The sequence below is a fragment of the Lentzea sp. genome, from assembly GCF_036380075.1.
In the GTDB taxonomy this organism is placed as follows: Bacteria; Actinomycetota; Actinomycetes; order Mycobacteriales; family Pseudonocardiaceae; genus Lentzea.
Map to the genome: position 1 here is coordinate 24,274 of NZ_DASVFL010000112.1, position 24,173 is coordinate 48,446.

Annotated in this window: 22 protein-coding genes; 7 read left to right on the plus strand and 15 right to left on the minus strand. The window is 72.4% G+C overall.

Features of this window, described 5'->3' with window-relative positions; translation table 11 throughout:
- Positions 1-69 precede the first annotated feature (69 nt).
- Positions 70-1,119: a sensor histidine kinase gene (locus tag VF330_RS14370; protein ID WP_330852074.1), complete on the plus strand. Its 1,050-nt coding sequence runs from the start codon at positions 70-72 to the stop codon at positions 1,117-1,119.
- The gene (locus VF330_RS14375) at positions 1,116-1,760 is read left to right on the plus strand and encodes a response regulator transcription factor (RefSeq protein WP_330852075.1); all 645 of its coding nucleotides are present in this window, start codon (positions 1,116-1,118) and stop codon (positions 1,758-1,760) included. Before VF330_RS14370 ends, VF330_RS14375 begins: the two co-directional genes overlap by 4 nt.
- Here VF330_RS14375 and VF330_RS14380 read toward each other — a convergent pair.
- Positions 1,746-2,366, minus strand: coding sequence for a DJ-1/PfpI family protein (locus VF330_RS14380; protein ID WP_330852076.1), 621 nt, complete (start codon positions 2,364-2,366; stop codon positions 1,746-1,748). The genes VF330_RS14375 and VF330_RS14380 overlap by 15 nt on opposite strands.
- Positions 2,366-3,304, minus strand: coding sequence for a GlxA family transcriptional regulator (locus VF330_RS14385; RefSeq protein WP_330852077.1), 939 nt, complete (start codon positions 3,302-3,304; stop codon positions 2,366-2,368). Before VF330_RS14385 ends, VF330_RS14380 begins: the two co-directional genes overlap by 1 nt.
- Before the next feature lie 105 nt (positions 3,305-3,409).
- Between VF330_RS14385 and VF330_RS14390 the strand changes: the two genes are divergently transcribed.
- Positions 3,410-4,414, plus strand: a complete 1,005-nt coding sequence (locus VF330_RS14390) for a GDSL-type esterase/lipase family protein (RefSeq protein ID WP_330852078.1) — start codon at positions 3,410-3,412, stop codon at positions 4,412-4,414.
- 34 nt (positions 4,415-4,448) lie between these two features.
- Here VF330_RS14390 and VF330_RS14395 read toward each other — a convergent pair whose 3' ends face one another.
- From VF330_RS14395 to VF330_RS14405, 3 genes are all read right to left on the minus strand, one after another.
- Complete coding sequence (locus VF330_RS14395; protein WP_330852079.1) at positions 4,449-6,866, minus strand: hypothetical protein; 2,418 nt, start codon at positions 6,864-6,866, stop codon at positions 4,449-4,451.
- A 119-nt stretch (positions 6,867-6,985) separates the two neighbouring features.
- On the minus strand, positions 6,986-7,663 hold the full coding sequence (locus VF330_RS14400; RefSeq protein ID WP_330852080.1) for a hypothetical protein: 678 nt from the start codon (positions 7,661-7,663) through the stop codon (positions 6,986-6,988).
- Complete coding sequence (locus tag VF330_RS14405) at positions 7,660-8,028, minus strand: YchJ family protein (protein ID WP_330852081.1); 369 nt, start codon at positions 8,026-8,028, stop codon at positions 7,660-7,662. Before VF330_RS14405 ends, VF330_RS14400 begins: the two co-directional genes overlap by 4 nt.
- Before the next feature lie 95 nt (positions 8,029-8,123).
- Between VF330_RS14405 and VF330_RS14410 the strand changes: the two genes are divergently transcribed.
- Positions 8,124-8,675: a DivIVA domain-containing protein gene (locus VF330_RS14410; protein ID WP_330852082.1), complete on the plus strand. Its 552-nt coding sequence runs from the start codon at positions 8,124-8,126 to the stop codon at positions 8,673-8,675.
- A gap of 19 nt (positions 8,676-8,694) precedes the next feature.
- On the opposite strand, the gene VF330_RS14415 is transcribed toward VF330_RS14410, so the two are convergent.
- Entirely contained in the window at positions 8,695-9,081 is a 387-nt protein-coding gene (locus VF330_RS14415; protein WP_330852083.1) for a nuclear transport factor 2 family protein, read from the minus strand.
- Between the two features lie 67 nt (positions 9,082-9,148).
- Between VF330_RS14415 and VF330_RS14420 the strand changes: the two genes are divergently transcribed.
- Positions 9,149-9,445, plus strand: a complete 297-nt coding sequence (locus VF330_RS14420; protein ID WP_330852084.1) for a metalloregulator ArsR/SmtB family transcription factor — start codon at positions 9,149-9,151, stop codon at positions 9,443-9,445.
- A 6-nt stretch (positions 9,446-9,451) separates the two neighbouring features.
- On the opposite strand, the gene VF330_RS14425 is transcribed toward VF330_RS14420, so the two are convergent.
- Positions 9,452-10,264 (minus strand): SDR family oxidoreductase, encoded by an 813-nt coding sequence (locus VF330_RS14425; RefSeq protein ID WP_330852085.1) that lies wholly within the window; start codon positions 10,262-10,264, stop codon positions 9,452-9,454.
- A gap of 82 nt (positions 10,265-10,346) precedes the next feature.
- On the opposite strand from VF330_RS14425, the gene VF330_RS14430 reads away from it, so the two are divergent.
- A complete protein-coding gene (locus VF330_RS14430) occupies positions 10,347-10,763 on the plus strand; it encodes a MarR family winged helix-turn-helix transcriptional regulator (protein ID WP_330852086.1) in 417 nt (138 codons plus the stop codon).
- On the opposite strand, the gene VF330_RS14435 is transcribed toward VF330_RS14430, so the two are convergent.
- Entirely contained in the window at positions 10,760-11,326 is a 567-nt protein-coding gene (locus VF330_RS14435) for a TetR family transcriptional regulator (protein ID WP_330852087.1), read from the minus strand. The two genes, VF330_RS14430 and VF330_RS14435, sit on opposite strands and share 4 nt — an antisense overlap.
- A 98-nt stretch (positions 11,327-11,424) precedes the next feature.
- Here VF330_RS14435 and VF330_RS14440 point away from each other — a divergent pair, with 98 nt between their 5' ends.
- Positions 11,425-12,444, plus strand: coding sequence for an NAD(P)-dependent alcohol dehydrogenase (locus VF330_RS14440; RefSeq protein ID WP_330852088.1), 1,020 nt, complete (start codon positions 11,425-11,427; stop codon positions 12,442-12,444).
- A 4-nt stretch (positions 12,445-12,448) separates the two neighbouring features.
- Here the strand turns inward: VF330_RS14440 and VF330_RS14445 are convergent, their stop codons facing one another.
- The 7 genes from VF330_RS14445 to VF330_RS14475 all read right to left on the minus strand — a co-directional run bounded on the left by VF330_RS14445 (position 12,449) and on the right by VF330_RS14475 (position 24,173).
- A complete protein-coding gene (locus VF330_RS14445; RefSeq protein ID WP_330852089.1) occupies positions 12,449-15,208 on the minus strand; it encodes an AfsR/SARP family transcriptional regulator in 2,760 nt (919 codons plus the stop codon).
- A gap of 84 nt (positions 15,209-15,292) precedes the next feature.
- Positions 15,293-15,778, minus strand: a complete 486-nt coding sequence (locus VF330_RS14450; RefSeq protein ID WP_330852090.1) for a flavin reductase family protein — start codon at positions 15,776-15,778, stop codon at positions 15,293-15,295.
- On the minus strand, positions 15,775-17,913 hold the full coding sequence (locus VF330_RS14455) for a tetratricopeptide repeat protein (RefSeq protein WP_330852091.1): 2,139 nt from the start codon (positions 17,911-17,913) through the stop codon (positions 15,775-15,777). The genes VF330_RS14450 and VF330_RS14455 overlap by 4 nt, the downstream gene beginning before the upstream one ends.
- Positions 17,910-19,091, minus strand: a complete 1,182-nt coding sequence (locus VF330_RS14460; protein ID WP_330852092.1) for a hypothetical protein — start codon at positions 19,089-19,091, stop codon at positions 17,910-17,912. Before VF330_RS14460 ends, VF330_RS14455 begins: the two co-directional genes overlap by 4 nt.
- A gap of 404 nt (positions 19,092-19,495) precedes the next feature.
- Complete coding sequence (locus VF330_RS14465; protein ID WP_330852093.1) at positions 19,496-19,945, minus strand: VOC family protein; 450 nt, start codon at positions 19,943-19,945, stop codon at positions 19,496-19,498.
- Between the two features lie 53 nt (positions 19,946-19,998).
- Positions 19,999-20,406, minus strand: a complete 408-nt coding sequence (locus tag VF330_RS14470) for an MmcQ/YjbR family DNA-binding protein (RefSeq protein WP_330852094.1) — start codon at positions 20,404-20,406, stop codon at positions 19,999-20,001.
- The gene (locus VF330_RS14475) at positions 20,406-24,173 is read right to left on the minus strand and encodes a DNA gyrase subunit A (RefSeq protein ID WP_330852095.1); all 3,768 of its coding nucleotides are present in this window, start codon (positions 24,171-24,173) and stop codon (positions 20,406-20,408) included. The genes VF330_RS14470 and VF330_RS14475 overlap by 1 nt, the downstream gene beginning before the upstream one ends.

A 24,173-nucleotide genomic window follows, 5' to 3' on the forward strand; every position in this document is an offset into this window, starting at 1 on the left:
CGGCGTCCGCTCCGGAGCGTCATGAAGATACGCACATCTGCGTACGTCCCCGGCCGTAGGGTCGGCACCATGCGGATCAAATGGCAGGACGGCGCGCTGACGCTGGCGCTGCTCGTCTTCGGCCTCGCGGGCACGCGGTTCGCCGCGCGCCTGCAGGGAGCGGACGCCCTCGACGCCGTCGGCTACCTGCTCATCGCCGTCGCGGCCGCGGGTCTGCTGGTCCGCTCGGCCCGTCCGCTGTGGACGGTCGCGGTCACGACGGTGGCGATCGCCGCCTACCTGGCTCTCGGCTACCCGTTCGGGCCGATCCTGATGAGCGGTGTCGCGGCGATCTACGCGGTGGCCGTGCACGCGCGCATCGAGCTGGCCGCGGCGTCCGCGCTGTTCTACGCGCTGGTGATCCTGCCGTGGTGGAACGACTCGCTGACGTCGTGGGTCACCTGGTCCGCGGGCTGGATCCTGCTGCCCGGCGCGGCCGGTGTGCTGATGAGGCTGCGCCGCAAGTCCGCTGTGGACGTTCGCGAACGCGCCGTGATCTCCGAACGGCTGCGGCTCGCCCAGGAGGTCCACGACGTCGTCGGCCACGGGCTGAGCGTGATCGCCATGCAGGCCGGCGTCGCGCTGTACGTGCTGGACAAGGACCCCGCGAAGGCCCGCGCGTCGCTGGAGGCGATCCGCGACACGTCGAAGGAGGCGCTGGACGGCCTGCGGTCCGAACTGGACACGTTGCGCGGCTCGGCCCCGCTGACGCCGTCGATCGGCCTCGCCGACCTCCCGGCGCTGGCGTCGCGGATGCGCGAGGCGGGCCTGGAGGTGTCCGTCGAGGTCGACGAGGTCGAGCTGCCGGACACCCACCAGCTGGCCGTGTACCGGATCGTGCAGGAGTCGCTGACGAACGTCCTGCGGCACTCCTCCCCCGGCGTCACGGCGTCCGTGCGCGTGTACACCGTGCGCGGCGAACTGGTGGTGCACGTGACCGACACCGGCACACCGGCCGTGTTCACCGAAGGCCACGGCATCACCGGCATGCGCTCGCGGGCCGAGGCGCTGGGCGGCACGCTCGAGGCCGGCGGAGCGCACGGTTTCGCGGTGATCGCCCGGATACCGTTGCCCTCATGATTCGCGTGGTGGTGGCCGACGACCAGCCGCTGGTCCGCATGGGGTTGCGGACGTTGATCGAGACCGAGGACGGCGTGCAGCTCGCCGGCGAGGCGGCCGACGGCCGCGCGGCCCTGGCGCTGATCCAGTCGGTGCGGCCCGACGTGGTGTTCCTCGACATCCGCATGCCGCTGATGGACGGCCTCGAGGTGCTGCGCCGCGTCTCCGCAGACCCGGCGTGCGCCGACGTCCGGATCGTGGTGCTGACGACGTTCGACCTCGACGAGTACGTGTTCGAGGCGCTGCGGACCGGCGCGTCCGGGTTCCTGGTGAAGGACTCCGACCCGGCCGACCTGCTGCGCGCCGTGCACGTGGTGGCCGACGGCGGGTCGTTGCTCTCGCCGTCCGTCACGCGCCGGGTGATCGACAGGTTCGCGTCCGGCGCCTCGGCCCGTCCCGTGCCGCACCTGGACCGGCTGACCGACCGCGAGCGGGAGATCATGCGGCACGTGGCCTCGGGCGCGTCCAACGACGAGATCGCGGACCGGCTGGTGATCTCGCCCGCGACCGTCCGCACGCACGTGTCGCGGGCGATGGTGAAGCTGGGCGCCCGCGACCGCGCCCAGCTCGTGGTGTTCGCCGTCCAGTCAGGCCTGACCTGACGCGAACGCCGCCTCCAGCCCCCGCGCGATCTCCGGCGGGATGGAGTCGTACGGGCGCGGCGGCTGCGGGTCGTACTCGATCCCGACCTGCACGGCCTGCGCGACCACCTCGCCGAACTCGGCCTCGACCAGCCGCAGCGCCATGTCGATGCCCGCGGACACCCCGGCGCCGGTCACGACCTTGCCGTCGAACACGACCCGGTCGGTGCTGACCTCCACCCCGCGCACCGCCAGGTCCTCGCGCGCGGCCCAGTGCGTGGTCGCCCTCGACACCAGGCCGGCCTCCGCGAGCAACGTCGACCCGGTGCACACCGACGTCGTCCACTTCGTCGTCGGGTGGACCTCGCGCAGCCACTCGACGACGCCGCCGGAGTCCGCCAGCAGTTCCTTCCAGTGCCCGGATCCCGGCACCACGACGATGTCGGTGGACTTCAGCGAGTCGAACGTGTCCGTCGGCACGACCGTCAGCCCGTTGTCGGACCGCACCGGGTCCAGCGTCGCGGCGACGAACCGCGCGGTGACCACCGGCACGGCGGCGATCACCTCGTACGGCCCGACGAAGTCGAGCGCGGTCATGTTCGGGTAGAGCACGAAAGCGGCGTCCATCAGGCGACCCCCGTCGTCCGGAAACGGGCGCGGTAGCTGCCCGGCGACACGCCGAGCACGCGCAGGAAGGCCCGGCGCAGGGTCTCGGCGGAGCCGAACCCCGACTGGCGGGCGACGAGGTCGAGCGGGTCGCCGGTGCTCGCCAGCCGGTCGGCGGCGGCCTCGACGCGGGCCCGTTCGACGTACTGGGCGGGCGAGGTGCCCACGGAGCGCGAGAAGACGCGGGCGAAGTGCCGCACGCTCATCATCGCCTTGCGCGCCATCACCGGCACCGTCCACTCGCGTGTCGGGTCGGCGTGGATGTCGTCGAGCAACGCCCGCAGCGAGCCGTCCCGCACGGGCTTGCCGCGGGTGTGCACGCTGAACTGCGACTGGCCGCCGGAGCGTTGCAGGAACACGACCAGGTACTGCGCGATCCGGCGGGCGAGCGCCGGTCCGTGGTCCTGCTCGACCATCGCCAGCGCGAGGTCGATGCCCGCCGTCACCCCGGCGGACGTCGACACCCGGCCGTCGCACACGAAGATCGCGTCCGGCTCGACCTCGACGCCGCGGTTCTCGAGCTCCCCGGTGAACGCCCAGTGCGTGGTCGCCTTCTTGCCGTCGAGCAGTCCCGCGGACGCCAGCACCACGGCGCCCGTGCACACCCCCGCGACGCGGCGCGACCTCAGCGCGAGACGACGCAGGTTCGTCGTGAGCACCGGGTCCGCCGCGGCGTCGTCGTAGCCCCAGCCGCCGACGACGAGCAGCGTGTCGATCGGACGGTCCAGCGTGCGCAGGTCGGCCCCCGCCTCGACCCGCACCCCGGCTGTGGCGGTGAACGGGCCTCCCCCGAGCGTGGCGACGGTGACCTCGTAGCGAGGCGCGCCGTGGTTGGCCGCCTGGAACACCTCCACCGGTCCCGCCAGGTCCAGCAACGCGGTGCGGTCGTACCCCACCACGACTATCTCCCTCGGATTCCCCACACCTCCACTTTCCCCATCTCGTGTGAGGGCGGCAACGCCAAGTCCCCCTCGCATTCGGCCACCCACGTAAACTGGCCGGCGATGCGGAGAGTCCTGCCCCTGGTGGCGATCAGCCTGCTCGCGGTCCTGCTGGTCGTGAGCGACCACCCGTTCCCGCCGCCGTCGGACCCCGACCGCGAGTCGAGGACCGCGGTCGTCGCGCTCGGCGACAGCACGATGTCCGGTGAGGGCGCGGGGAACTACGAGGCCGGCACCGACGGCGAAGAGGGCGGCAACTGGTGCCACCGCTCGCGCGACGCCGAGATCATGAAGACGGCGGTCGAGGCCGACCGGCGGTTCAACCTGGCGTGCTCGGGCGCGAACTCCGACAAGCTGCGCACCGAGCAGCTCCCCCGCCTGCGCGAGATCGCGAACTCGCACCGCGTGGTGGCGCTCGTCGTGGCCATCGGCGCGAACGACGACCCGCGCTTCTCCGACATCCTCAACAAGTGCTTCGAGGCGTGGGGCAAACGCAGCGACTGCACCTCCGCGGTGGCTCCGGAGTGGACCAAGCGCGTGCGGCGGATGGTCCCCAAGGTCGAGAACACGCTGAGCGCCGTCCGCCAGACCATGCGCGACGCCGGCTACCTCGACTCCTCCTACCAGCTGGTCGTGCAGTCGTACGCGGCCCCGGTGTCGCCGAAGATGCCGCGCTCGCTGCAGAACCTGTCCGGCTGCCCGCTGCGCACGACGGACCTGCAGTGGGTCGTCGAGGACGCGGTGCCGGAGCTGTCGAACGGCCTGCGCACCGCCGCGGGCAAGGTGAACGCCCGCTTCCTGGACCTGGCGCGCGCCGGCGAGGGCCACGAGGCGTGCGTCGGCGGGGACGACCCGTCGTCGGAGTGGTTCACGCGGCTGTCCGTCGACTGGGACGGCCTGCGCGACCAGGCCCGGTCGTCGCACGCGCTGCAGGAGTCGTTCCACCCCAACGCCCGCGGCCACGAGCAGATCAGCCGGTGCCTGGCGGAGTTCCTGGCCTCGGACAAGCGCGACGGGGCGTGCGTGCCGCGGCTGGACGGCACGCTGGGGCTGACGACCGAGAGCTGACGCCGGGGGACGGCCCGTCGCCGGGCCGTCCCCCTCACGCCTCGACGGTCACCTGGTGCGAGACGGGCAGCACGCGCAGGTTCGCCGCCGCCCGTTCCAGCTGCGAGAGCACGCTCGGCCGCATCCCGGCGATCTCCTGGTCGGCCAGCGCGCCCGCCATCTCCTGCAGCAGCACCTGCTGCGGGTGGTCGCCCTCGGCCTCGGCCACGGCCAGCACCCGGAAGGGCGTGCCGGGCGGGAAGAGCACGCGCTCCTCGGTCGACGCGGTCACGCGGTCCGCCACCTCGACGCGGCGGCCGGTGGCCGACCAGATCAGGTACTCGGTGGCGCCCTCGATGCGGCCCGCCGGGTTCACGACGGCGTCGAGCAGGCCGTGCTCCACCAGCACGTCGCCGCTGCGGTAGCGGCGCGGGCCGGTCTGGCCGGTGACGCCCCACACCGTCGCCACGCCGCTGTGCACGGGCAGGCGGTTCAGGCCCGAGACGATGCAGGCGACGTACGGGCGCAACCGCCCGAGGCGGCCCATGCGCAGCGTGTCGACGACCATCTCCTCGTCCTGCGACACGTACGCGAGCAGTGCCGTCAGGTCCGTGACCATGGCCTCGAACGCCGCCGGGTCCTCCTCGGCGTCGGGACGTTGTGCGAGCAGACGGCAGACCGTGGCCGCGAGGGCGCCGTAACGCTCGCCCAGCGCGCGTCGGACCGTGTCGCGTTCTGCGTCCGAGCTGCTGTGCTCGGGCAGAACGGTCTCGCGCTCGACGCTGCCGTCGTCCGGGAGCTCCCACAGCGCCAGCGGCGCCAGCGGCAGCGGGCCGTCCACGCGGAAGCGGATGGGGGCGGAGTCCGGGTCGTCGGACGGGAACGCGGCCTCGTCCGGGTCGTCGAGCGCGTGCGACGGCACGGTCGCCATCGCCGGACCGGCCTCCATCGACGCGTACGCCGGGCGTTCCGGTTCGGGGTCGGCCGGCGTGACGGCGGCGAAGAAGCCGGTGCCGTTGTCCGTCGAGTCACGGGCCGACAGCGCCTGCTTGGCCGCGTTCAACGCCGAGGCGAGCTGGCCGGAGCCGGCCGCGGGTGCGGCGGGAGGAGCCGCCGGAGGCGGCGGGGGCGGAGGTGACACCTTGGCGTCGCAGAACACCAGCCGCAGCAGCTTGCGCACCTCGGGTTCGAGGCGTTCCACGAGAGCGGCACCGTGCACCGCGACCGCACCGGGCGTCGTACGTCCGGGCGTGCCCACGGTCAGACGCGCCCACTCCGGGTCGACGGGCTGAGAGCGCACCTCGGCCGCGTTGTACGGCTCGTCGTGCTCACGCACCCACAGGCCCGAGGGCACGACCTCCAGCACGACACCGTCGCCGAGGGAGAACACGCCGGGTGAGACCTCGGCGAGTCCCGGCACCGGCGCGCGATAGCCGGACACGGTCGGGAAGGTCTCGTCGGGCAGGAACGTCACCTCGGTGACGAACGGCCGCCACGTCTGCTGCCCGCGCGGGTCGACCGCGATGACCGCGGGACCGCCGGTGCGCAAGTTGCCGGACGGCAGGCCGGTGAACATCGCGATCGGCTCGCCGAGCTGGTCCGCGACGAGCCGTCCCAGCGAGGCGTCGACGCCGTACGGGACGAGCCGCACGCGCGACCGGGCCGCCTGGGGCAGCGCCGTGAGCAGGCGGCACACCTCGTCGGTTGGGATCGCGGACTGGCCGGGACCGCCGACGACGACCGTCAGCACGTTCTCGCGGCACGGCAGCGCCACGATCGGCCGCGAGTCCTGGGCGGACGGGTCGAACGGCGGCTGCTGCGCGCGCAGCCACAGGCCGGCGGGCACGGGTTCGGAGATGCCGACCTCGCCCGTGGGCCACGGGGAGTTCGGGTCCATCGCCTCCCACTGCGGCACCGGGAAGCGGCGGCCGAACGGCATCGGCGACGCGTTGGGCTGGAACTTCACCCAGCTGCCGTAGCCCTGCGCGCCCACGACGAACGCGGCGCCGGGCACCGTGGTCAGCACGCCGTCCGGCGCCACGACCTCGGCCTGCAGCTGCTCGGACAGCCACTGCGCGGGCGCCGTCGGCCGCATCGAGCCCGCGTGCGAGACCGCGAGCCGGATCGGCCCGCGGCCGTTCAGCGCGGTCACGACGTGCGGCCAGAAGGTGCTCTGGTCGCCGCTCGGGAAGTCGACGACGACCACGGTGCGGCCGCGGTCGACGGGCAGGGTGCGCGCGAGGTTGGTCGCAGCCTGGTTCGGTCCCTCCGCGGAGGAGACCACGAGCGTCGCCCCGACGAAGTTCGCCGCGTACGGCTCCCTGCGGGGTGCTGCCGGTTCCGGCGGCGGTGGCGGTGGTGGCGCCACTGCTGCCGGGGGCTGCTCGACGGGGTACAGATCCGAGTTCGTGAGCTCGCTCGAACTCGGTGTCTGTGTCTGCTGGTCGCCATGGGCGGCGGCACGTCGGCCCATCAAGCGCCTGATCACCTCCGTGCCATCCCGTTCACTCGCCCTTTCGGCTTAACCGGGCAACGGTGGTGCACGCTATCAAGACGCGCAGCATCCATGTCACCCAGTCGGGTGGTTTGACCTCATCCGATCGATACCCACACGGCGCGCGCTCGTCCACACACCCCGTGAGGACCGATGATCGCCGAGGCCGAGTAGGCCTTCCGCCCGTCCCTGCCGAGCTCCCACGCCAGGAGCACGTGGTCCACGCCGAGCTCCACCGGGTGCTCCACCTGCGCGACGAACGTGCCCAGCACGAACGCGGGACCGCCGTCCGGGGCGACGGGCTGCGCCGACGGGCAGTCGAGCGCGGCCCAGACGACCTCCGGCAGGACGTGGGTCCCGTCGTTCGGCAGCACGTCCGAGGGCCGCCAGACCCCGGCCCACTCCGGCCGGCCGTCGAGCGGGCCGAGCAGCGCCCCGATGCCGTCGTCCCGGCCGGAGCCGCACCCGAAGCAGGTCGGGAACGGGTGCCGCTCGCGCCACGGCACCTTCGCCTGGGCCTCCAGCGCCTCGTCGAGCGTCGGCGCGGCGGGCACGTCGAGGTCGAGCACCGCGGGCTCGGCCGAGGCGACCACGGTCTCGCCGTCGAGCAGCTCACCGTCGCGGACCTGCATCTCGCGGTCCAGCGGAACGGGTGTGCGCAGGCGGACGCTCACGGCGCGCGAGTCGACGTGCGCGGCGAGCAGCCCCGCCGAGTAGCCGCCGTTGCCCGACCCCGGCGGGCCGTTGAACCGGGACGCGACCAGCACGGTGCTCACGACAGCGCCTCCGCGTACACCCACTGGCCGTTCTCGCGGACGAACCTGCTCCGCTCGTGCACGATCCCGCCGACGTAGTGCGCCCGGAACTCGACGACGCCCTCGTTCTGCAGCAGCCCGCCGTTCTCGGTGGCCACGACCTCGAGCTTGAGCCAGCGGTCGGTGGAGTCGATCCCGGCGGTCTCGGGACGGTTCTTCGCGGCCCACGTGCGCAGCAGGTAGTCCTCGTCGGACACGGCGAAAGCGCTGTAACGCGACCGCATCAGCTGCTCGGCGGTGGCCGCGGTGCGGGCCCCGGAGTGCAGCGCGCCACAGCAGTCCACATAGGACTGACCGGTCCCGCAGGGGCACAGTTTGGTGTTCACGTCCACATCATGCCTGGTGAACCCGTTAGAACCGATGGCGCACCGCGTACGTACCCCTTGTCAGGACTGACTCGCGGGAGGCGGAGGAGGCTGGCGTGAGCGTCGACAGCAGGACTGAGCTCGTACCGCTGCGCACGTGGTTCGGGCTGCGGTGGCGCGGCTACGACCGCGACGAGGTGGACGACTACGTCGCCGAACTGGAGGCCGAGCTCCGCCTGGTCACGGCCGACCGCGACGCGTCGGAGGCCCGCGCGGACGCCCTGGCGAGCCGGCTGATGTCGGTCCAGGAGGAGAACGTGGCGTTGCAGGACGGCCTGCACCGCATCTGCCTGACCCCGATCGACCCGAAGGGCCTGCCCGAACGCCTGGCCCGCATGGTCGCCCTGGCCGAGGAGGAACGCCGCGACGTCATCAGGGACGCCCAGCTCCAGGCCCTGATGATCGTGGGCGAGGCCGAGCAGCGCGCCCGGCAGCTCGACGAGGAGGCCGCCGCGAAGCGCGAGGACGTCCGCGAGGACTTCCGCCTGGCGATGTCGGCCCGCCGCGCCGAGGCGATGCGTGCGCTGGCCGAACTGCGCAGCGTCGCCCGGGACGAGGCGGAGCGGATCATCGCGGAGGCGAAGGTGCAGAGCCTGCACATCGAGTAGCCGCCGGGCGGGGTCGCCGCTAGGCGAAGAACCGGTTCATCCCGTCCACGTCCGACAGGAACGTCTCGATCCGCGCGACCTTGCCGTCCCGCAGCGTGAAGACGGTCGCGAGGTGCTCGTCGAGCACGGCGTCGTCCCTGGTCGCGGTGTTGTGCAGGTTCAGCGCCACGTTGTCGCGGCTGACCAGCACGTGCAGCAGCGCGAAGTTCACGCCGAACGACGAGATGAGCTCGGCCCGCTCCGCCACGCCGGCGGGGCCGGTGGCGGTGCCGGAGATCCGGTTGTCGCCGGGCAGGGTCCAGGTCACGTCCTCGGTCATGAGGTCGCGCAGCAGCGACCAGTCCTTGCCGCCCAGCGCCTTCATGAAGGTCGCCGCCACGTCCTGCTTGACCTGTTCGGCCGTCATCGTGCACTCCTCACTGTTCGATTCAATTCGAACCGTAACAGTTCGATTCAAGTCGTACAATCGGGCCGTGGAGAACGACGAGGGGCCGGCCAGGGGCGACATCACCATCGAGGCGGTGCTCGCGGCGCTGGACCACCCGCTGCGGCTGCGGGTGGTCAGGGCGCTCGCGGCGACCCGGGAGATGACCTGCCAGGAGATCCTCCCGGAGGTCACCAAGAGCACCGCGAGCCACCACTGGAAGGTGCTGCGGGAGGCCGGGGTCGTCGAACAGCGGCGCGAGGGGCGGTACCTGTACCTGCGGCTGCGGCGCGACGACCTGGACAGCCGGTTCCCCGGCGTGGTGGACGCCGTCGTCCTCGGGTGAGCGGACTCAGGCGGTGTCCACGACCTCGTGCATGCCGAGGCGGCGGTTCAGCGCACCGGTGGCCCGTGCGATCGTCCTGCGCGGCAGCAGCCGCGGGACCCACGTCATCGACCGGTTGACGAGCCGGCTCGCCGTCCGGCCCGGGAAGGACACCGCGCGCCGCCGCGCGAAGTCGTCGAGCGTGCGGGCCGCCACGGTCTCGGGCGTGTCCGCGATCGGGTGGATCGTGGCCGACGTGCCGTCGAAGAACGCCGTCGCGACCGGGCCGGGGTGCGCGGCCATGACGTGGACGCCGGTGCCGCGCAGCTCCTCGGCCAGCGCCTCCGTGAACGACAGCACGAACGCCTTGGTCGCGGCGTAGGTGGCCTGGTACGGCATGGGCTGGAAGGCCGCGGTCGAGGCGACGTTGATGATGCCGCCCGTGCCGCGGGCGACGAGGCCGGCGCCGATCGCGTACGTCAGGGCGAGCAGGCCGTCGACGTTGAGCGCGACCGAACCGAGCTGCGGCTCCAGCGGGCGGGTGAGGAACGGCCCGGCACTGCCCGCGCCCGCGTTGTTGACGAGCAGGTCGACGGTCAGGCCGCGCTCGCGCAGCTCGTCCAGGACCCGCCGCGGCCCGTCGGCGGCGGCCAGGTCGCCCACGACGATCTCCGCGCTGCCGCCGCGCTCGCGGATCTCCGCGGCGAGCCCCCGCAGGCCTTCCTCCGACCGGGCCAGCAGCACCACGCGCGCACCCCGCTCGACCAGCTCGACCGCGATCGCGCGACCGATCCCCTTCGACGCGCCGGTGACGAGCGCGGTCAGTCCTTCGTAGCCCACGGTCCACTCCACTAGTTCGAGTCTCGAAGCATCTTCCTCCCGGCACGATACTTCAAGTTTCGAACTAACGTAAGATGTGGGCATGACCGGGTCCGACCTCACCGCGGCGGTCGTCGCGGTCTACGACACGTGGATGCGGACCGTCGACCTGGTCGAACCGGTGCTCGCCGCACACCGCCTCACGACGGCGACGTTCCAGGCGCTGTGGGCGATCTCGCCGGACGAGGACCCGCCGTCGATGAAGACGCTGGCCGAGCGCCTCTACTGCAACGCCCCGAACCTGACGTTCATGACGAACCAGCTGGCCGACCGCGGCCTGGTGGAACGCGTCGTGGACCCGTCCGACCGCCGCTCCCGCGTGCTGGTGCTCACCGCGAAGGGACGCGAGGTCCGCGGCGAGGTGGTCGAGGCGGTGCTGGCGAAGACGCCGCTGGGCACCCTGTCCGAGGCCGAGCTGCACCAGCTGTCCGGGCTGCTGGCCCGCGCGCTGCGCCGTTAACCGAACGCGCGGCGCACCGTCTGCGCCAACGCCTCCCGCCGGCGTTCGTGGTCGGCGTCCGGGTCGGCGGTCGTCGCGGTGAAGAACAGGCTGGCGGGCGACCACGTGAGCGCGAGCGTGGACACCATCGCGAGGACGTCGCCCGGGTCGAGGGCCGGGTTGACGACGCCGGAGCGCTGCGCCTCGGCGATGGCCCCGAGCTTCTCCGCGGTCTGCTCCGGCATCGAGTCGACCAGCACTCCCGCCGGGATCCGTTCCAGCCTCGCCCACGTGGCCAGCCGCACGAGCTCCGGCCTGGCCAGGCACTCGTCGTAGAGGCGGACGGCGTAGCCGGGCAGGTCGTCCGCGGTGAACGGCACGATGGTGACGAGCTCGTCGGCCTGCTGGCGGAACACCGTGTCGAAGAGGCGCTCCTTGTCGCCGAAGTAGGCGTAGAGCTGCGCCTTGTTCGCCTTGGCGGTGGCCGAGATGCGGTCGACCCGCGCGCCCGCGATCCCGTAGGTCGCGAACTCCCCGGCCGCCGCGTCGAGCAGACGCTGCCGGGTGGCGTTGCCGTCCTTCACGACCGCATCCTAACCAACCCGTTGGTTTGCCCGGAGCGTGACCTTGTGCTTACCTGAAGGAGTAACTAACTAGTTTGTTTGACCGCGAGGGAGCGATTGTGCAGGTCCACGCCTACGCCGCACGGAAAGCCGGCGGCCCCCTGGAGCCCTACGAGTACGACAGCGGGCCGTTGGGCGCGCACGAGGTCGACGTGCGGGTGACCCACGGCGGCATCTGCCACACCGACATCGGCGTGATCGACGACGAGTTCGGCGCCTCCCGGTTCCCGGTGGTCGCCGGGCACGAGGCCGTCGGCGTCGTGCACGCCGTGGGCTCCGCGGTCGACCAGTCCGTCCTGCCGGTGGGGCGACGGGTCGGCGTGGGCGCCATCGCGGGCTCGTGCTTCCACTGCGAGTGGTGCCTGGGCGGTCAGACCAACCTCTGCCCCGCCAGGGACGACACCGTCCTGCGCGGCGACCGCGGCGGCTTCGCGAGCCACGTCCGCGCGAGCGACTGGCGGCACGTGCACCCGATCCCCGACGCCCTCCCGTCCGCGCAGGCCGCGCCGTTGCTCTGCGCCGGCACGACGGTCTTCTCCCCGCTGCTGGTCAACGGCGTCCTGCCGACCCACCGCGTCGCCGTGGTCGGCATCGGGGGCCTGGGCCACCTCGCGATCCAGTTCCTGGCGAAGTGGGGCTGTGCCGTCACCGCGATCTCGCGTACGGAGGACAAGCGCGCCGACGCGGAACGCTTCGGTGCCACCGGTTTCCTCGCCTCGGGCGAGGAGGGCGCGGTGCGGGCGGCCGCCGGGACGTTCGACTTCGTCCTGTCCACGGTCTCGGCGAACCTGCCGTGGGACGACTACGTCGGTCTGTTGCGGCCACAGGGAAAGCTCTGCGTCGTCGGCGTGCCGGACAAGCCCGTCGCCGTCTCGCCGCTGAGCCTGCTGCCCGCGGCCAAGCAGGTGATGGGCGGCATCGTCGGGTCCGCCGCGCACACCCGGCAGATGCTGGACTTCGCCGCCCGCCACGACATCCGGCCCGTCGTGGAGACCTTTCCCGTCGCGGACTTCGACGAGGCGCTCGGCCGTGTCCGCGCGGGCACCGCCCGCTACCGCGCGGTCGTCGAGTTCGGGTGAGCGGTCAGCCCGACCGCTGCGCGATGCGGTCGGCGGCCCGGTGGAGGTTCTGCCCGCGGTAGAGGTCGACGGCCTCCTGCCAGGACCGCTCCGCGGCGTCGCGCTCGCCGAGGTCGCGGTGGGTGTCGCCGAGCGCGGCGAGGGTGCCCGCCTGCCGGTAGGTGTTGTCGAGGTCGCGCCACAGGTCGAGCGCGCCCGCGTAGTGCCGGAGCGCCTGGGCGTGGTCGCCGGTGTTGCCCGCGATCGCGCCGAGGCTGTCGAGGCTGTCCGCCTGGCCGTAGACGTCGTGGTGGCGCAGGCACAACGCGAGCGCGGACTCGCAGAAGTGCCGGGCGCGGGCGTGCTGGCCGAGCCGGGTGTACGAGGCGCCCATCATGCTCAGCGCCCGGACCTCCCAGCGCGTGGTGCCGGTGCGCCGGTACAGGACCATCGCCTCGGTGAGGTGGGCCAGCACGCCGCGGTCGTCCTTGCGCCACGTCAACGCCAGCGCCAGCACGAGGTGCGCGCCCGCCAGGCCGACCGTGTCGCCGACCTGCTCCGCCAGCGCCAGCGACCGCCTCAGGTGCAGCAACGCCTCCGCGTCGCGGCCCAGCGGCGCGTAGACCAGGCCGAGCCGCCGGTGCGCGCGGGCCTGCACGGCGAGGTCGCCGAGCCGTTCCGCGGCGACCAGGCCCACCCGCCAGGAGGCGATGTTGTCGTGCAGGTGCCCGCGCCGGTAGTGGAAGTTGTCCAGCGACCAGGCCAGCTGCCAGACGACGGTGTCCCAGCCCTGGTCCTCGGCCGCGCGGCGGGCCGCCAGGACGCAGCCGTGGTTGGCGTCGAACCACGCCATCGCGGCGGCCCCGTCGGGCAACGGCCGCGGGGCGCAGTCGGCCGGTTCGAGCGCGATCGGCGGGTGCTGCCGGTCGAGCAGCCTGCTGCCGTCGTGCGCGGTGTGCAGGTAGTAGTCGACGACCCGCCGCAATGCATTGCGCCGCACCGGTTCCGGTTCGTCCGCCAGTGCGACGGCGTGGGCGTGCTGGCGGACCAGGTCGTGGAAGCGGTACCGGCCGGGAGCGGGTTCCAGGAGCAGGTGGTCGTCGACGAGGCTCTCCAGCAGCCGTTCGGCCTCGGCGAGGCCCACGGCCGCGAGCGCCGCGGTGGCGTGCGCGTCGAAGTCCGGGCCGGGGTGGATGCCGAGCAACCGGAAGACGCGGCGCCGTGGCGCGTCGAGGTGTTCGTAGGACAGGGCGAACGCCGCCGCCACGCTCCGGTCGCCCGCCTCCAGCTCGGTGAGCGGGGAATGCGCCTGCCGCAGGCGTTCCGCTAGGTAGCCGGCCGTCCACGCCGGACGGGCGCGCAGCCGGGCGGCGGCGATGCGGATCGCCAGCGGCAGATGACCGCACAGCGCGACGACCTCGTGCACCGAGCACTCCTCGCCGTCACCGCCCGCGACGCTGGTGAACAGGGCGACCGCGTCCTCCTGCGGCAGCACGTCCAGCGACACGACCTGCGTGGCGTCGAGGTCGACCAGCCGGCGGCGGCTCGTGATCAGCGTCAGGCTGCGCGACGTGCCGGGCAGCAGCGGGCGCACCTGCGCGGCGTCGGCGGCGTTGTCGAGCACCACGAGCACCGACCGGGTGGCCAGCTCCGCCCGCCACAGGGCCGCCCGCGCGTCCGGGTCCTGCGGGATCCGGTCCCCCGGCACGCCCAGCGCCCGCAGCAACGTGTCCAGCGCCGCCATCGGGGTCAGCGGCCGCTGGCTCGACGCGTGGCCGTGCAGGTCGATGAACAGCCGGTCGTGGTAGTCGGCCGCGAACCGGTGCGCCGCGTGCACCACCAGCGTCGTCTTGCCGACCCCGGCCATCCCGTCGATCGCCTCGATCACCACGGCGTGCCGGCCGGTGTCGCGCGCGGCCGCCAGCAGGGCCAGCTCGGCTTCGCGCCCGGCGAAGTCCGGGACGTCGCCCGGCAGGTCGTCGCGGGCCGGTTCGTCCGGGGTGGCGGCGGGCACGCCGAACAGCCGGGCGTCGTTGTCGAGCACCTGCTGGTGGATCTCGGACAGCCGCGGGGACGGGTCGAGCCCGAACTGCTCGACGAGCACCGTGCGGGCGCGCAGGAACGCGTCGAGCGCCTCGGCCTGCCGGCCGGACCGGTACAGCGCCGTCATCAGCTGCCCCCACAGGCGTTCCCGGCCGGGATGCCGTTCGGTCAGCACGGCGAGCTCCTCGACCAGCGCCACTCCCGCGCCGGTCGCGAGCTCGGCGTCGACGCGGTCCTCGACGGCGCCCAGCCGCAGGCCCTCCAGTCGCGCGGCCTCCGCCCGCAGCACCGGCGTCGCCGAGAACTCGCCGTAGGCGTCGCCCCGCCACAGCGTCAGCGCGAGCGACAGCTGCTCGGCGGCGTTCGCGGCCCTGCCCGCGGACAGCGCGTCCCGCCCCGCCTCGACGAGCCGTTCGAACCGGCGGGCGTCGACGACGTGCGGGTCGAGCCGCAGCACGTACCCCGCCGGGTGCGTGACGATCAGCCGGTCGACGGCGAGCGCGCGCCGCAGCCGGGAGACGTAGCTGCGCACGGTGCGGTGCGCGTCGGGCGGGGACTGCGGTCCCCACAACGCCTCCACCAGCGTGCCGACGGTCGTCACCCGCCCCGCGTTGGCCGTCAGCAGCGCGAGCAACGTCCGGATCCGCGGACCACCCAGGTCGAGCACCTCGTCCTGCACCCGCACCTCGAACGGCCCCAGCACCTGGAACTGCGGCGGCTGTGCGGCGGAAACCGTGTCCACGCAAGACAAGGAGTCGGCCGACGCGTCCCGGATACGGTGCGATGTGTCGCGGTCCGACAAACCCAGTCATCACCGGAAACCCTGTCAGGAAAAGGACAAACGGCCGTATCCGCCGTCGTAGTGGACGAGCGGCCTCGCGCCCGGCGCGCCGCGCTCGACCGCCACCACCAGACCGATCACCAGGGCGTGCCGGCCCAGCCGGACCCGTTCCAGCGGCGCGACCCGCCACCGGGACAGCACCCCGTGCAGCGCGGGCAGCCCCGCGCTGTCGCGGTACCACCTCGTGCCGGGACCGAACTTGTCCGCCCCCGGCCTGCTGAACGCGCGGGCGACGTCCTCCTGGTCGTCCGCCAGCAGGTGGACCGCGACGTGCTCGGCGGTCTCGACGACCGCCCACGACGCCGCCTTCGTGCTGATGGCGAACGACACCACGGGAGGGTCGAGGGACACGGGCGCGATCGACGTGGCGCAGAACCCCACCGGCGCGTCCAGTCCGGCGGTGACGACCGCGACGCCCTTGGCGTGCTGGTGCAGCGCCACCGGCAGGCCGGTCGCGGCGGTGGTCGTCATGCCACGCCCTCCGCGATCTTTCCCGCGTGCGGCGAGACCTCGTCGCCGTAGCCCGCGAGGTGCGCCTCCCAGTCGACGCGGGCTCCGGCGTCGTCACCGAGGGCCTGCCGGCTCACCCCGCGCAGGTAGAGCAGGTCCGGGTCGCCGGCTCCGGCGGCGAGCGCGGCGTCGAGGTCCCGGACGGCCTGGCGGTGGTTGCCCAGCTCCTGCGACGCGATCGCGCGGTTCACGCGCAGCACCGGGTCGTCGGCGATGCGGAGGGCCTCGGTGAGGTCCTCCACCGCCTGGTCCGGGCGGCCGGTCGTGAACGCCAGCACCGCCCGGTTCCCCCACGCCGCCACCAGGGTCGCGTCCTGCTCCAGCGCGGCGGAGTAGGCCGCCCACGCCGCCTCGTGCTCTCCCGCCTCGGCGAGCAGGCTGCCGCGGGCCGCGAGCAGCCGGGCGTTGCGCGGGTCGAGGGCCAGACCGTGCTCGACGTCGACGCTCGCGCGACCGGCGTCTCCCCCGGCCAGCAGCAGGTCCACCCGGTTCACGAGCGAGTCGACGTGGTCGGGTTCGAGCTCCAGCGCGTAGTCGAGGTCCCGCAACGCGCCCTCGTCGTCCCCGAGCTCGCGGAGCAGGTCCGCGCGGTTGTAGTGCGCCTCGTGGAACGGCGGGCTGAGCCGGATCGCCGCCGCGTAGTCGTCCATCGCCTCCGCGGTGCGGCCCGCCGCGCGCCGGACCGTGGCGCGGTCGAAGTAGTACTCGCCGTAGTTCGGGTCACGCCGGATGACGTCGTCGTAGTCGCGCAACGCCTCCGCGTGCTTCCCCATCGCCGCCAGCACCTGGGCCCGGTTGTGCGTGAGCACCGACCGGTGCAGGAGCTGCTCCTCGTGCCCGAGGTGCGAGTCGGTCATCCCGATGGCCTCGTTCACGAGGTCCAGCGCCGCCTGCAGATCACCGCGGTGCAGCTCGACCAATGCCTTGCCGTTGCGCATGAACGCGCCGTTGAACGTGCGCCGTTCGGGCTTGGGGTAGTTGTCGGCGAGGACGATCGAGATGTTCGACCACTCCAGTGCGAGCTCGTGGTCCAGCGCGTCCTTCGGCAGGTAGCGGGTGTGCAGCATCGCGGTCATGTAGCTCGACCGCATGTGCATCTCGGCGTCGGTGGTGTGCCGCAGCTCCCCCAGGTACCGCGCGGCCTCCTCGCCCGGCCCGAGGTACGACAGGCACGCGGCGACCTTGGTGGTCAGGTTCCAGTACAGGTGCGGGTGCTCGGCCGCGGAGACCAGCTCCCGGCCGCGCAGCGCCAGGTCCATCGAGGCGTGGTAGTACCCCAGCTCCAGGCAGCGCGTCGTGGCGGTCAGCAGCGTCTCGCCCGCGACGACGGGGTCCGTTCCGCGTTCGCGGTGGTACGGCACGGCACCGAGCTCGAAGCTCGGTTCTCCCGACGCCAGCAGCACTTCCGCCCGCGCGGAGTGCCGCCGCGCCCGTTCGTCCGCGGGAAGTGCCCGGTACGCCTGGAGAACAGCCTCGTCGTCCAGCACGCCGTCGGAGTCGACGTACAGCTGCGCGAGGTCGCCTTCCAGCACGGGCGTCCGCACGCGTCGCGCCCCGGTGTCGGCGTACCGGGCCAGCGCGGCCGCGAGCACCTCGTCGTCGCCGGGGTCGTCGAGCTCGACCACGACCGTCAGCCGCCGGGGATCGCAGCGCCGCAACAACACCCGCAGCAGCTCGCGGTCCGTCTCGTCGGCCTGGTCCACGTCCGTGAACGCGACGACGACGCCGTCCGGGTGCAGCACCCGCGCCCAGTCCAGCAGCAGCTCCGCCACGCCGTGCACCAGCCGTTCGGTGCGGCCGGCGGAGTAGAACCGCGTCCGCTCCCTCGGCTCGGCGGCCTCGGTCAGCGTCTTCTCCGGCAACGGCAGCACGACGGCCAGCTCCGGCGCGACCGCGACGACGTTCGTGGCCCGCGGCAGCACGAGATCGGCGTTGTGCGCCAGCAGTTCCGGCACGACCCGCCGCAGCAGCGCACCGGCCCCGGTGTAGGGCCCGCGCAGCCGGCGGTGGCATCCAGTCTCGACGTGCGGGCTCGGTGCGGGTGGCAGCGAGTCCGAGGTGACCGCCCGGCAGTGCCGGGCCCGCGGTGAGGTCATGAGAGCTCTCCTTGAGCAACCCTGGTGCGGTTCCGGGCGCGCCGGTCCCGCACGGTGACGTGGATCAGCAGGCCCGCCTGCGCGACGGCCATGCCGAGGAAGACGAGCGTGTCGACCACTTCCGAGGCCGGCGTGTCCGGCGCGGCGAGCCGTTCGAACACCGTCGACCAGAACCGCCACACCGTCGGGATGCCGGCCCAGGCGAGGCTGCCGAGTGAGAACCCGTAGCCCAGCACCAGCAGCGGCGCGTACCAGCGGGCCACCACGAGGTCCCGGTCCGTCCACTCCCCGTCCGGAGCCCGGGCGGGCCGCCGCAGCAGCCGCCGCACCCGCGACCGGATGAGGAACCGCGTGGCGTTCTGGAGGTCCGCGCACCGCAGGGCCGTCGCGATCACGTGGTACAGGTCGGTTTCCAGGTAGAACATGAACTGCCACACCAGCCGCAGCAGCGTGCTGAACGAGATGGCGAGCAGCATGCCGGGCACCCACCCCGGCGCGTGGCCGTCGAGTGCAGCGGCGGCCAGCGTGAACACCGCCACCAGCAGCGCGTCCAGCAGCATCCCCGCCAGGAACGGCAGGTACCGCTGCCGGCGCGGCACGCTGAGCAACGAGTCCAGCCGCGTCTCCGCGACCAGGTAGTACAGCCGGCGCCCGATCCCGAGCGTCGACGGCAGCCCGAGCCGGCGCCCGGCCAGCACGTGGAACCACTCGTGCAGCAGCACCAGCGGGATCTGCGTGAACGTCAGCACGATCGGGATCAGCGAGATGTGGTCGGTGAAGAAGAACGCGTGGTACGACGGGCGCAGCGCCGGGTCGCGCACCATCGCGGCGACCGCAGCCACGACCAGCGAGACGTACAGGACCCACGCGGGCCACGAGAAGGCCCACCGCCCGGCGCGCTGCCACCGCACCGGCTTCTCGACCGGCGCCTCCGCGTCCTCGGCGACCAGGAACCCCAGCTCGTCGAGCACCTCGAAGAAGTCGTCGAAGTCGAGCGGCGTCCCGCACTCCCGCTCGTACCACGCGGCGACCTCGCCGACCGGCCTCCCGGCCCCCAGCAGCCGCAACGTCTCCGCTCCCTCCTGCGGGAACATCGCGTAGGAACCGGTGTCCGGGCGGCCGACCATGACCCCGTCGCGTTCCGCCACCATCGTGAGCCGGTGCAGGCGAACGGACATGCGACACCCCCTGTCTGATGAGGAGAAGTGGAAGGCCGGAGCCGGCCGCGCCCTCCGCGGGCCGGCCCCGGCCGGGGCACTCGGATCAGCTGGCCGAACACGGGCAGTAGTAGCTCGGGCTCGTCAGGCGGATCGTCCCGGCCTTGCGGATCGACATCTTCTGCATGGTTCCTCCTCCCCTCGGTCGAACGACTCCGCCGACGGTGCCAGGCGCCGTCGACAGTCCGTCGACAGTCGGTCGACAACACGCGAGAACGGCCTGGCCGCTGTGCGCGACCAGGCCGTTCTCGTTGCAGGACAGGGGGATCAGGCAGGCAGGGTGTCTCCGGGGAAAACGAGGCACGGCAGCGTCGCGAGGCTGTAGGGCCTGGCCGTCGCGGCCGGCACCCGGATCTGGTCGTCGGTCACGAGGTACCTCCCACGCGTTCGGCCAGCGAGACGATGATGCCCTCGGGCCCCCGGACGTAGGCCATCCGCCACACGTCCTCGTACTGCCCGATGCCGCCCACCAGTCCGTACCCGGCCGCGGCGGCGTGGTCGACGGCCGCCTGGAGGTCGCGCACCTCGAAGGCGACGTTGCGCAGGCCGAGCTCGTTCGCGGGCGCGGCGGGTGAGCCGGGCAGGTGGTCGGGCCGCGTGAAGCTCGACAGCTCCAGCGTCGTGCCGCCACCGGGCACGCGCAGCATGACGATCTCGGTCCGGGCGCCGGTCATGCCGATCACCGTGTCCAGGAACTCGCCTTCGACGGCCATCTTCTCGCCGGCCTCGAGACCGAGACCGACGAAGAACGCCGTCACGGCGTCCAGGTCGGCCACGGTGATGCCGATGTGGTCGAAGCGCTGCACGAACGTCATCGGACTCCGCCCTCCCGGGGATTGGCTGGGAGGACCGTAACACTCGAAGTTCCTTAAGGGAACTCCACAAGTCTGGCCAGCTTCGCCGGGGCGAGCTTGCGGTAGCTCTCCGCGAGCAGCTCCCCGATCTCCGCCCAGTCCGCACCGGGCAGCACCTTCACGCCCACGACGTCGTGCCCCCACGCCGCCCGGAAGAACGGCTCCCCGCCCTCGACCAGCGCCTCGAACTCCTCGGGCCGCGCGCGGAACGTCATGACCACCGTCGGCTCGGTCAGCTCCGCCGCCCGGCTGTACGCGCCGTCCTGACCGGGGTGCGCCGTGAAGACGTGCACGAACGTGCGGGTGCGGACGCGCCACCGCGTCCCCACCCACGCCGCCTCCTCACGGCTCTCCGGCAGCCGCGCGCAGATCGCGCGCAGCTCGTCGAGCACCTCGGCCGGCACGTCCGCGCGATCGCCCACTAGTCCCTCTCGAGGAGATGCCCGACCACGTCCGGGCCGGGATGCGCGTGACCGGACCCGTCACGGCGCGGGTCGACGTCCGGCAGCTCCACCGGCGAACCCTTGTCGTCCGCACCGGCCGGCCTGCTGCCGATCCACGCCACCACCAGGTGCGTCTCGCCCTTCAGGAACCGCTGCGACCGCACACCGCCCGTGGCACGGCCCTTGGCCGGGTACTCGCTGAACGGCGTCACCTTCACGCTCTGCCCGGACGACGTGACGACCATCGGCTCGCCGTGCTCGGCGTCGTCCGTGCGGATCGCGCCGAAGAACACCACGTACGCGTCACCGCTGAGGTTGATGCCCGCCATGCCGCCGCCCTTGAGACCCTGCGGCCGCACCAGCTTCGCGTCGTAGCGCAGCAACGACGAGTCGGAGCTGACGAACGCCAGCGTCTCGCTGCCGTCGGTCAGCCACGTGCAGCCCACGACCTCGTCGCCGTCCTTGAGCGAGATGACCTCGAACTCGTCCGACCGCACCGGCCACTCGGGCACGCACACCTTCACCGTGCCCAGCTTCGTGCCGAGCGCGATGCCCGGCGAGTCCTTCGGGTCGAGCGGCGCGATGCCGACGACCTTCTCGCCCTTCTCCAGCGGCACCAGCTCACTGGCCGCCATCCCGCCGCGCAGCGACACCGTCCCGCTCTGCTCCGGCAGCACCGGCAACGGCAGCACGTCCGTCTTGAACGCCCGCCCGCGGTTCGTGACCAGCACGACCTGCCCCCGCGCGGTCGAGTGCACCACCGCCGCCACCGCGTCGTGCTTCACCCGCCCCGCCCGGCGCTTGCCCTCCGACGCCTCCTCCGACTCCGCCGCGGTCCGCGCGACGAGCCCGGTGGCGCTGAGCACGACCTGGCACGGGTCGTCCGCGACCTCCAGCGGCCCGGCGGGCTTCGACGCCGCCAGCACCTCCTTCAGGTCGCCGTCGATCAGGCTGGTCCGGCGCTCCCCGCCGAGGTCCTTCGCCACCGCGGCCAGCTCGGCCGACACGAGCTTGCGAAGCACGCTCTCGTCGTCGAGGATCGCCGACAGCTCGGCGATCTCCTTCGTCAGCTTGTCCTGCTCCCCCTCGAGCTCGAGCTTGTCGAACTTCGTGAGGCGGCGCAGCGGCGTGTCGAGGATGTAGGACGACTGGATCTCCGACAGCTTGAACTGCTTCATCAGGCCGTCCCTGGCGGCCGCGGCGTTCTCGCTGCCCCGGATCAGCTTGATGACCTTGTCGATGTCGAGCAGGGCCTTGAGCAGACCCTCGACCAGGTGCAACCGCTCCTCGCGCTTGCGGCGCCGGAACTTCGTGCGCCGCGTGACGACCTCGTAGCGGTGCCGCAGGAAGACCTCCAGCAGCTCCTTGAGCCCGAGCGTCTGCGGCTGCCCGTCGACCAGCACCAGGTTGTTGATGCCGAACGACTGCTCCATCGGCGTCAGCCGGTACAGGTCCGCCAGCAAGGCCTGCGGGTTCACGCCCACCTTGCACTCGATGACGAGCCGGATGCCGTTCTCGCGGTCGGTGAGGTCCTTGACGTCCGCGATGCCGGTCAGCCGCTTGGACTTGTTGACCTCGTCGGTGATCTTCTCGACGATCCGCTCGGACCCCACCCCGTACGGCAGCTCGGTGACCGTGATGGCCTGACGGCCGCGGGAGCCCTCCAGCGGCCCGATCTCGACCTTGGCGCGCATGCGCACGACACCGCGCCCGGTCTCGTAGGCCTTGCGCACCTCGTCCAGCCCCAGCAGGATGCCGCCGGTCGGCAGGTCGGGCCCCGGCACGAACTCCATCAGCTTGTCGAGGCTCGCGTCCGGGTGCGTGATGAGCCACCGCGCCGCGCCCACGACCTCCCGCAGGTTGTGCGGGATCATGTTCGTGGCCATTCCGACCGCGATGCCGGACGTGCCGTTGACCAGCAGGTTCGGGAACGCCGCCGGCAGGACGCTCGGCTCCTCCAGCGAGCCGTCGTAGTTGGGCCGGAAGTCGACCGTGTCCTCGTTGAGCTCGCCGACCAGCTGCATGGCGGCGTGCGACATGCGCGCTTCCGTGTTGTGGTTGACGAACCCGCCCGCGAGGAACGAGTGGTCCTCGGAGACGACCCGAACCGAGTACACCTCCGCCGGCTCCGCCGCTTCGACGGACGTCACCGCTTCGAACCGGTAGCCGGAGTCCATGATCGGCAGGATCGTCGCGAGGATCTCCGGATCCTTGATCCGGTCGATGATCCTCAGGCGCTCGGTCTCCCACCGCTCGACCCGGTCGAAGTTGTGCGTGGTCAACCACTTCCGGCCGCTGCCGCGACGGTCGAAGTCGAGCGCGCTGCGCACGTAGTCGGCGACGAAAGGCACGGAGTCCTGGCTGAGCCGGTGCGGTCGCAGCGGCGAGTGCCTGAGCAGCTCCTGCAGCTTGGCCTGCTTGGTCCTGAGGAAACCGACGCGCTCGGCGAACGCCGTGACGTTGCGCAGCCCCGAGACCACCAGCCTGTGTTCGACGGAGCCACTGGGTCGCGTGTAGCGGCGGTGCGCCGCGATGACGCCGAACTCGGCGAGCAGCTCCTGCATCTCCGCGGTCAGCCGCTCGCTGTACGACGAGTACTGGATCGTGAAGCCGTCCTTCGCGACCCGGCAGCCACCGTCACCTTCGAACGCCGCCATCAGGAACGCGCGCTTCACGCCCCATCCACCACGCCACACGCACTCGGGAACGAACTTGTCGCGCGCCTGGTGGCCGATGAGTTCCGCCAGCGGACTCGCCCGGAACGCGTCCATGCCGCCGGAGAACTCCTGGACGTCGAGTTCCCAGATCTTCTTGCGGTCGCGGCGAGTCTCCCTCTCCCCGAGGTAGCGCCGACCGCCGACCACTTGGTCGTAGGCGTGCAGAACCTCGCGGAAGAAGTGCTCGTCCGTGTTGTTGAAGCCGGCCCTCGTCTCGGACGCGAAGCCCTCCGACACCCATGCCCCGGCAAGGATGCCGAGCACGTACTCCTGCGCGGTCGGAACGACCTGTGACCAGGCATTGCGGGCCACCGCGACGATCGCGCCGGGCTGCAGCTCGTCCAGGCGTCGCCACTGGAACAGCGGCACGCCCATTGGCGCCTCCAGGCACAGCACGAGGTGGTTCTCGCTACCGCGGACCGAGAAGCCGGACTTCGTGGTCATCCGGAGGGTCGGGTGCACACCGGAGTTGAAGACCTTGTCGACCTGGACCGCTTTGCCGTCCTTGTCGAGCACCTCGAAATCGGCGTCGGCCTCGGAGTCAGCTGGAAGATCGACCAGATCGGCGATCCGCGCACTGGCCCCGTCGGCGAGCCGAATTCGGGTGTCGCCGACGACGCAGTAGCGGCTCGCGGCCGGTCCGTCGTCCGGGGATCCGAAGTTCCCATGCCCGTCGATCAACGGCTCGTTCAGGCTGAAGTCCTGCGCGAGACGCACCAGCGCGTCGTAGATCGCCGTGTCGCCGTGCGGGTGGTAGCGGCCCATCGTGTCGCCGACCACGCGCGACGACTTCACGTACGGCGACGTCGGCCGCTGACCGTTGTCGTGCATCGAGTACAGGATGCGGCGGTGGACCGGCTTGAGGCCGTCCCGCGCGTCCGGCAGTGCCCGCGAGTGGATGACCGAGTACGCGTACTCCAGGTACGAGTCCTCGATCTCCGTCTTCAGCGAGTTGTCGAGCACTCGGGCGCCGGCCCGGTCGAAGGCGGCGGGGTCGACCTTGGTCGTGGGTCCCTTGCGGCGTGCCAT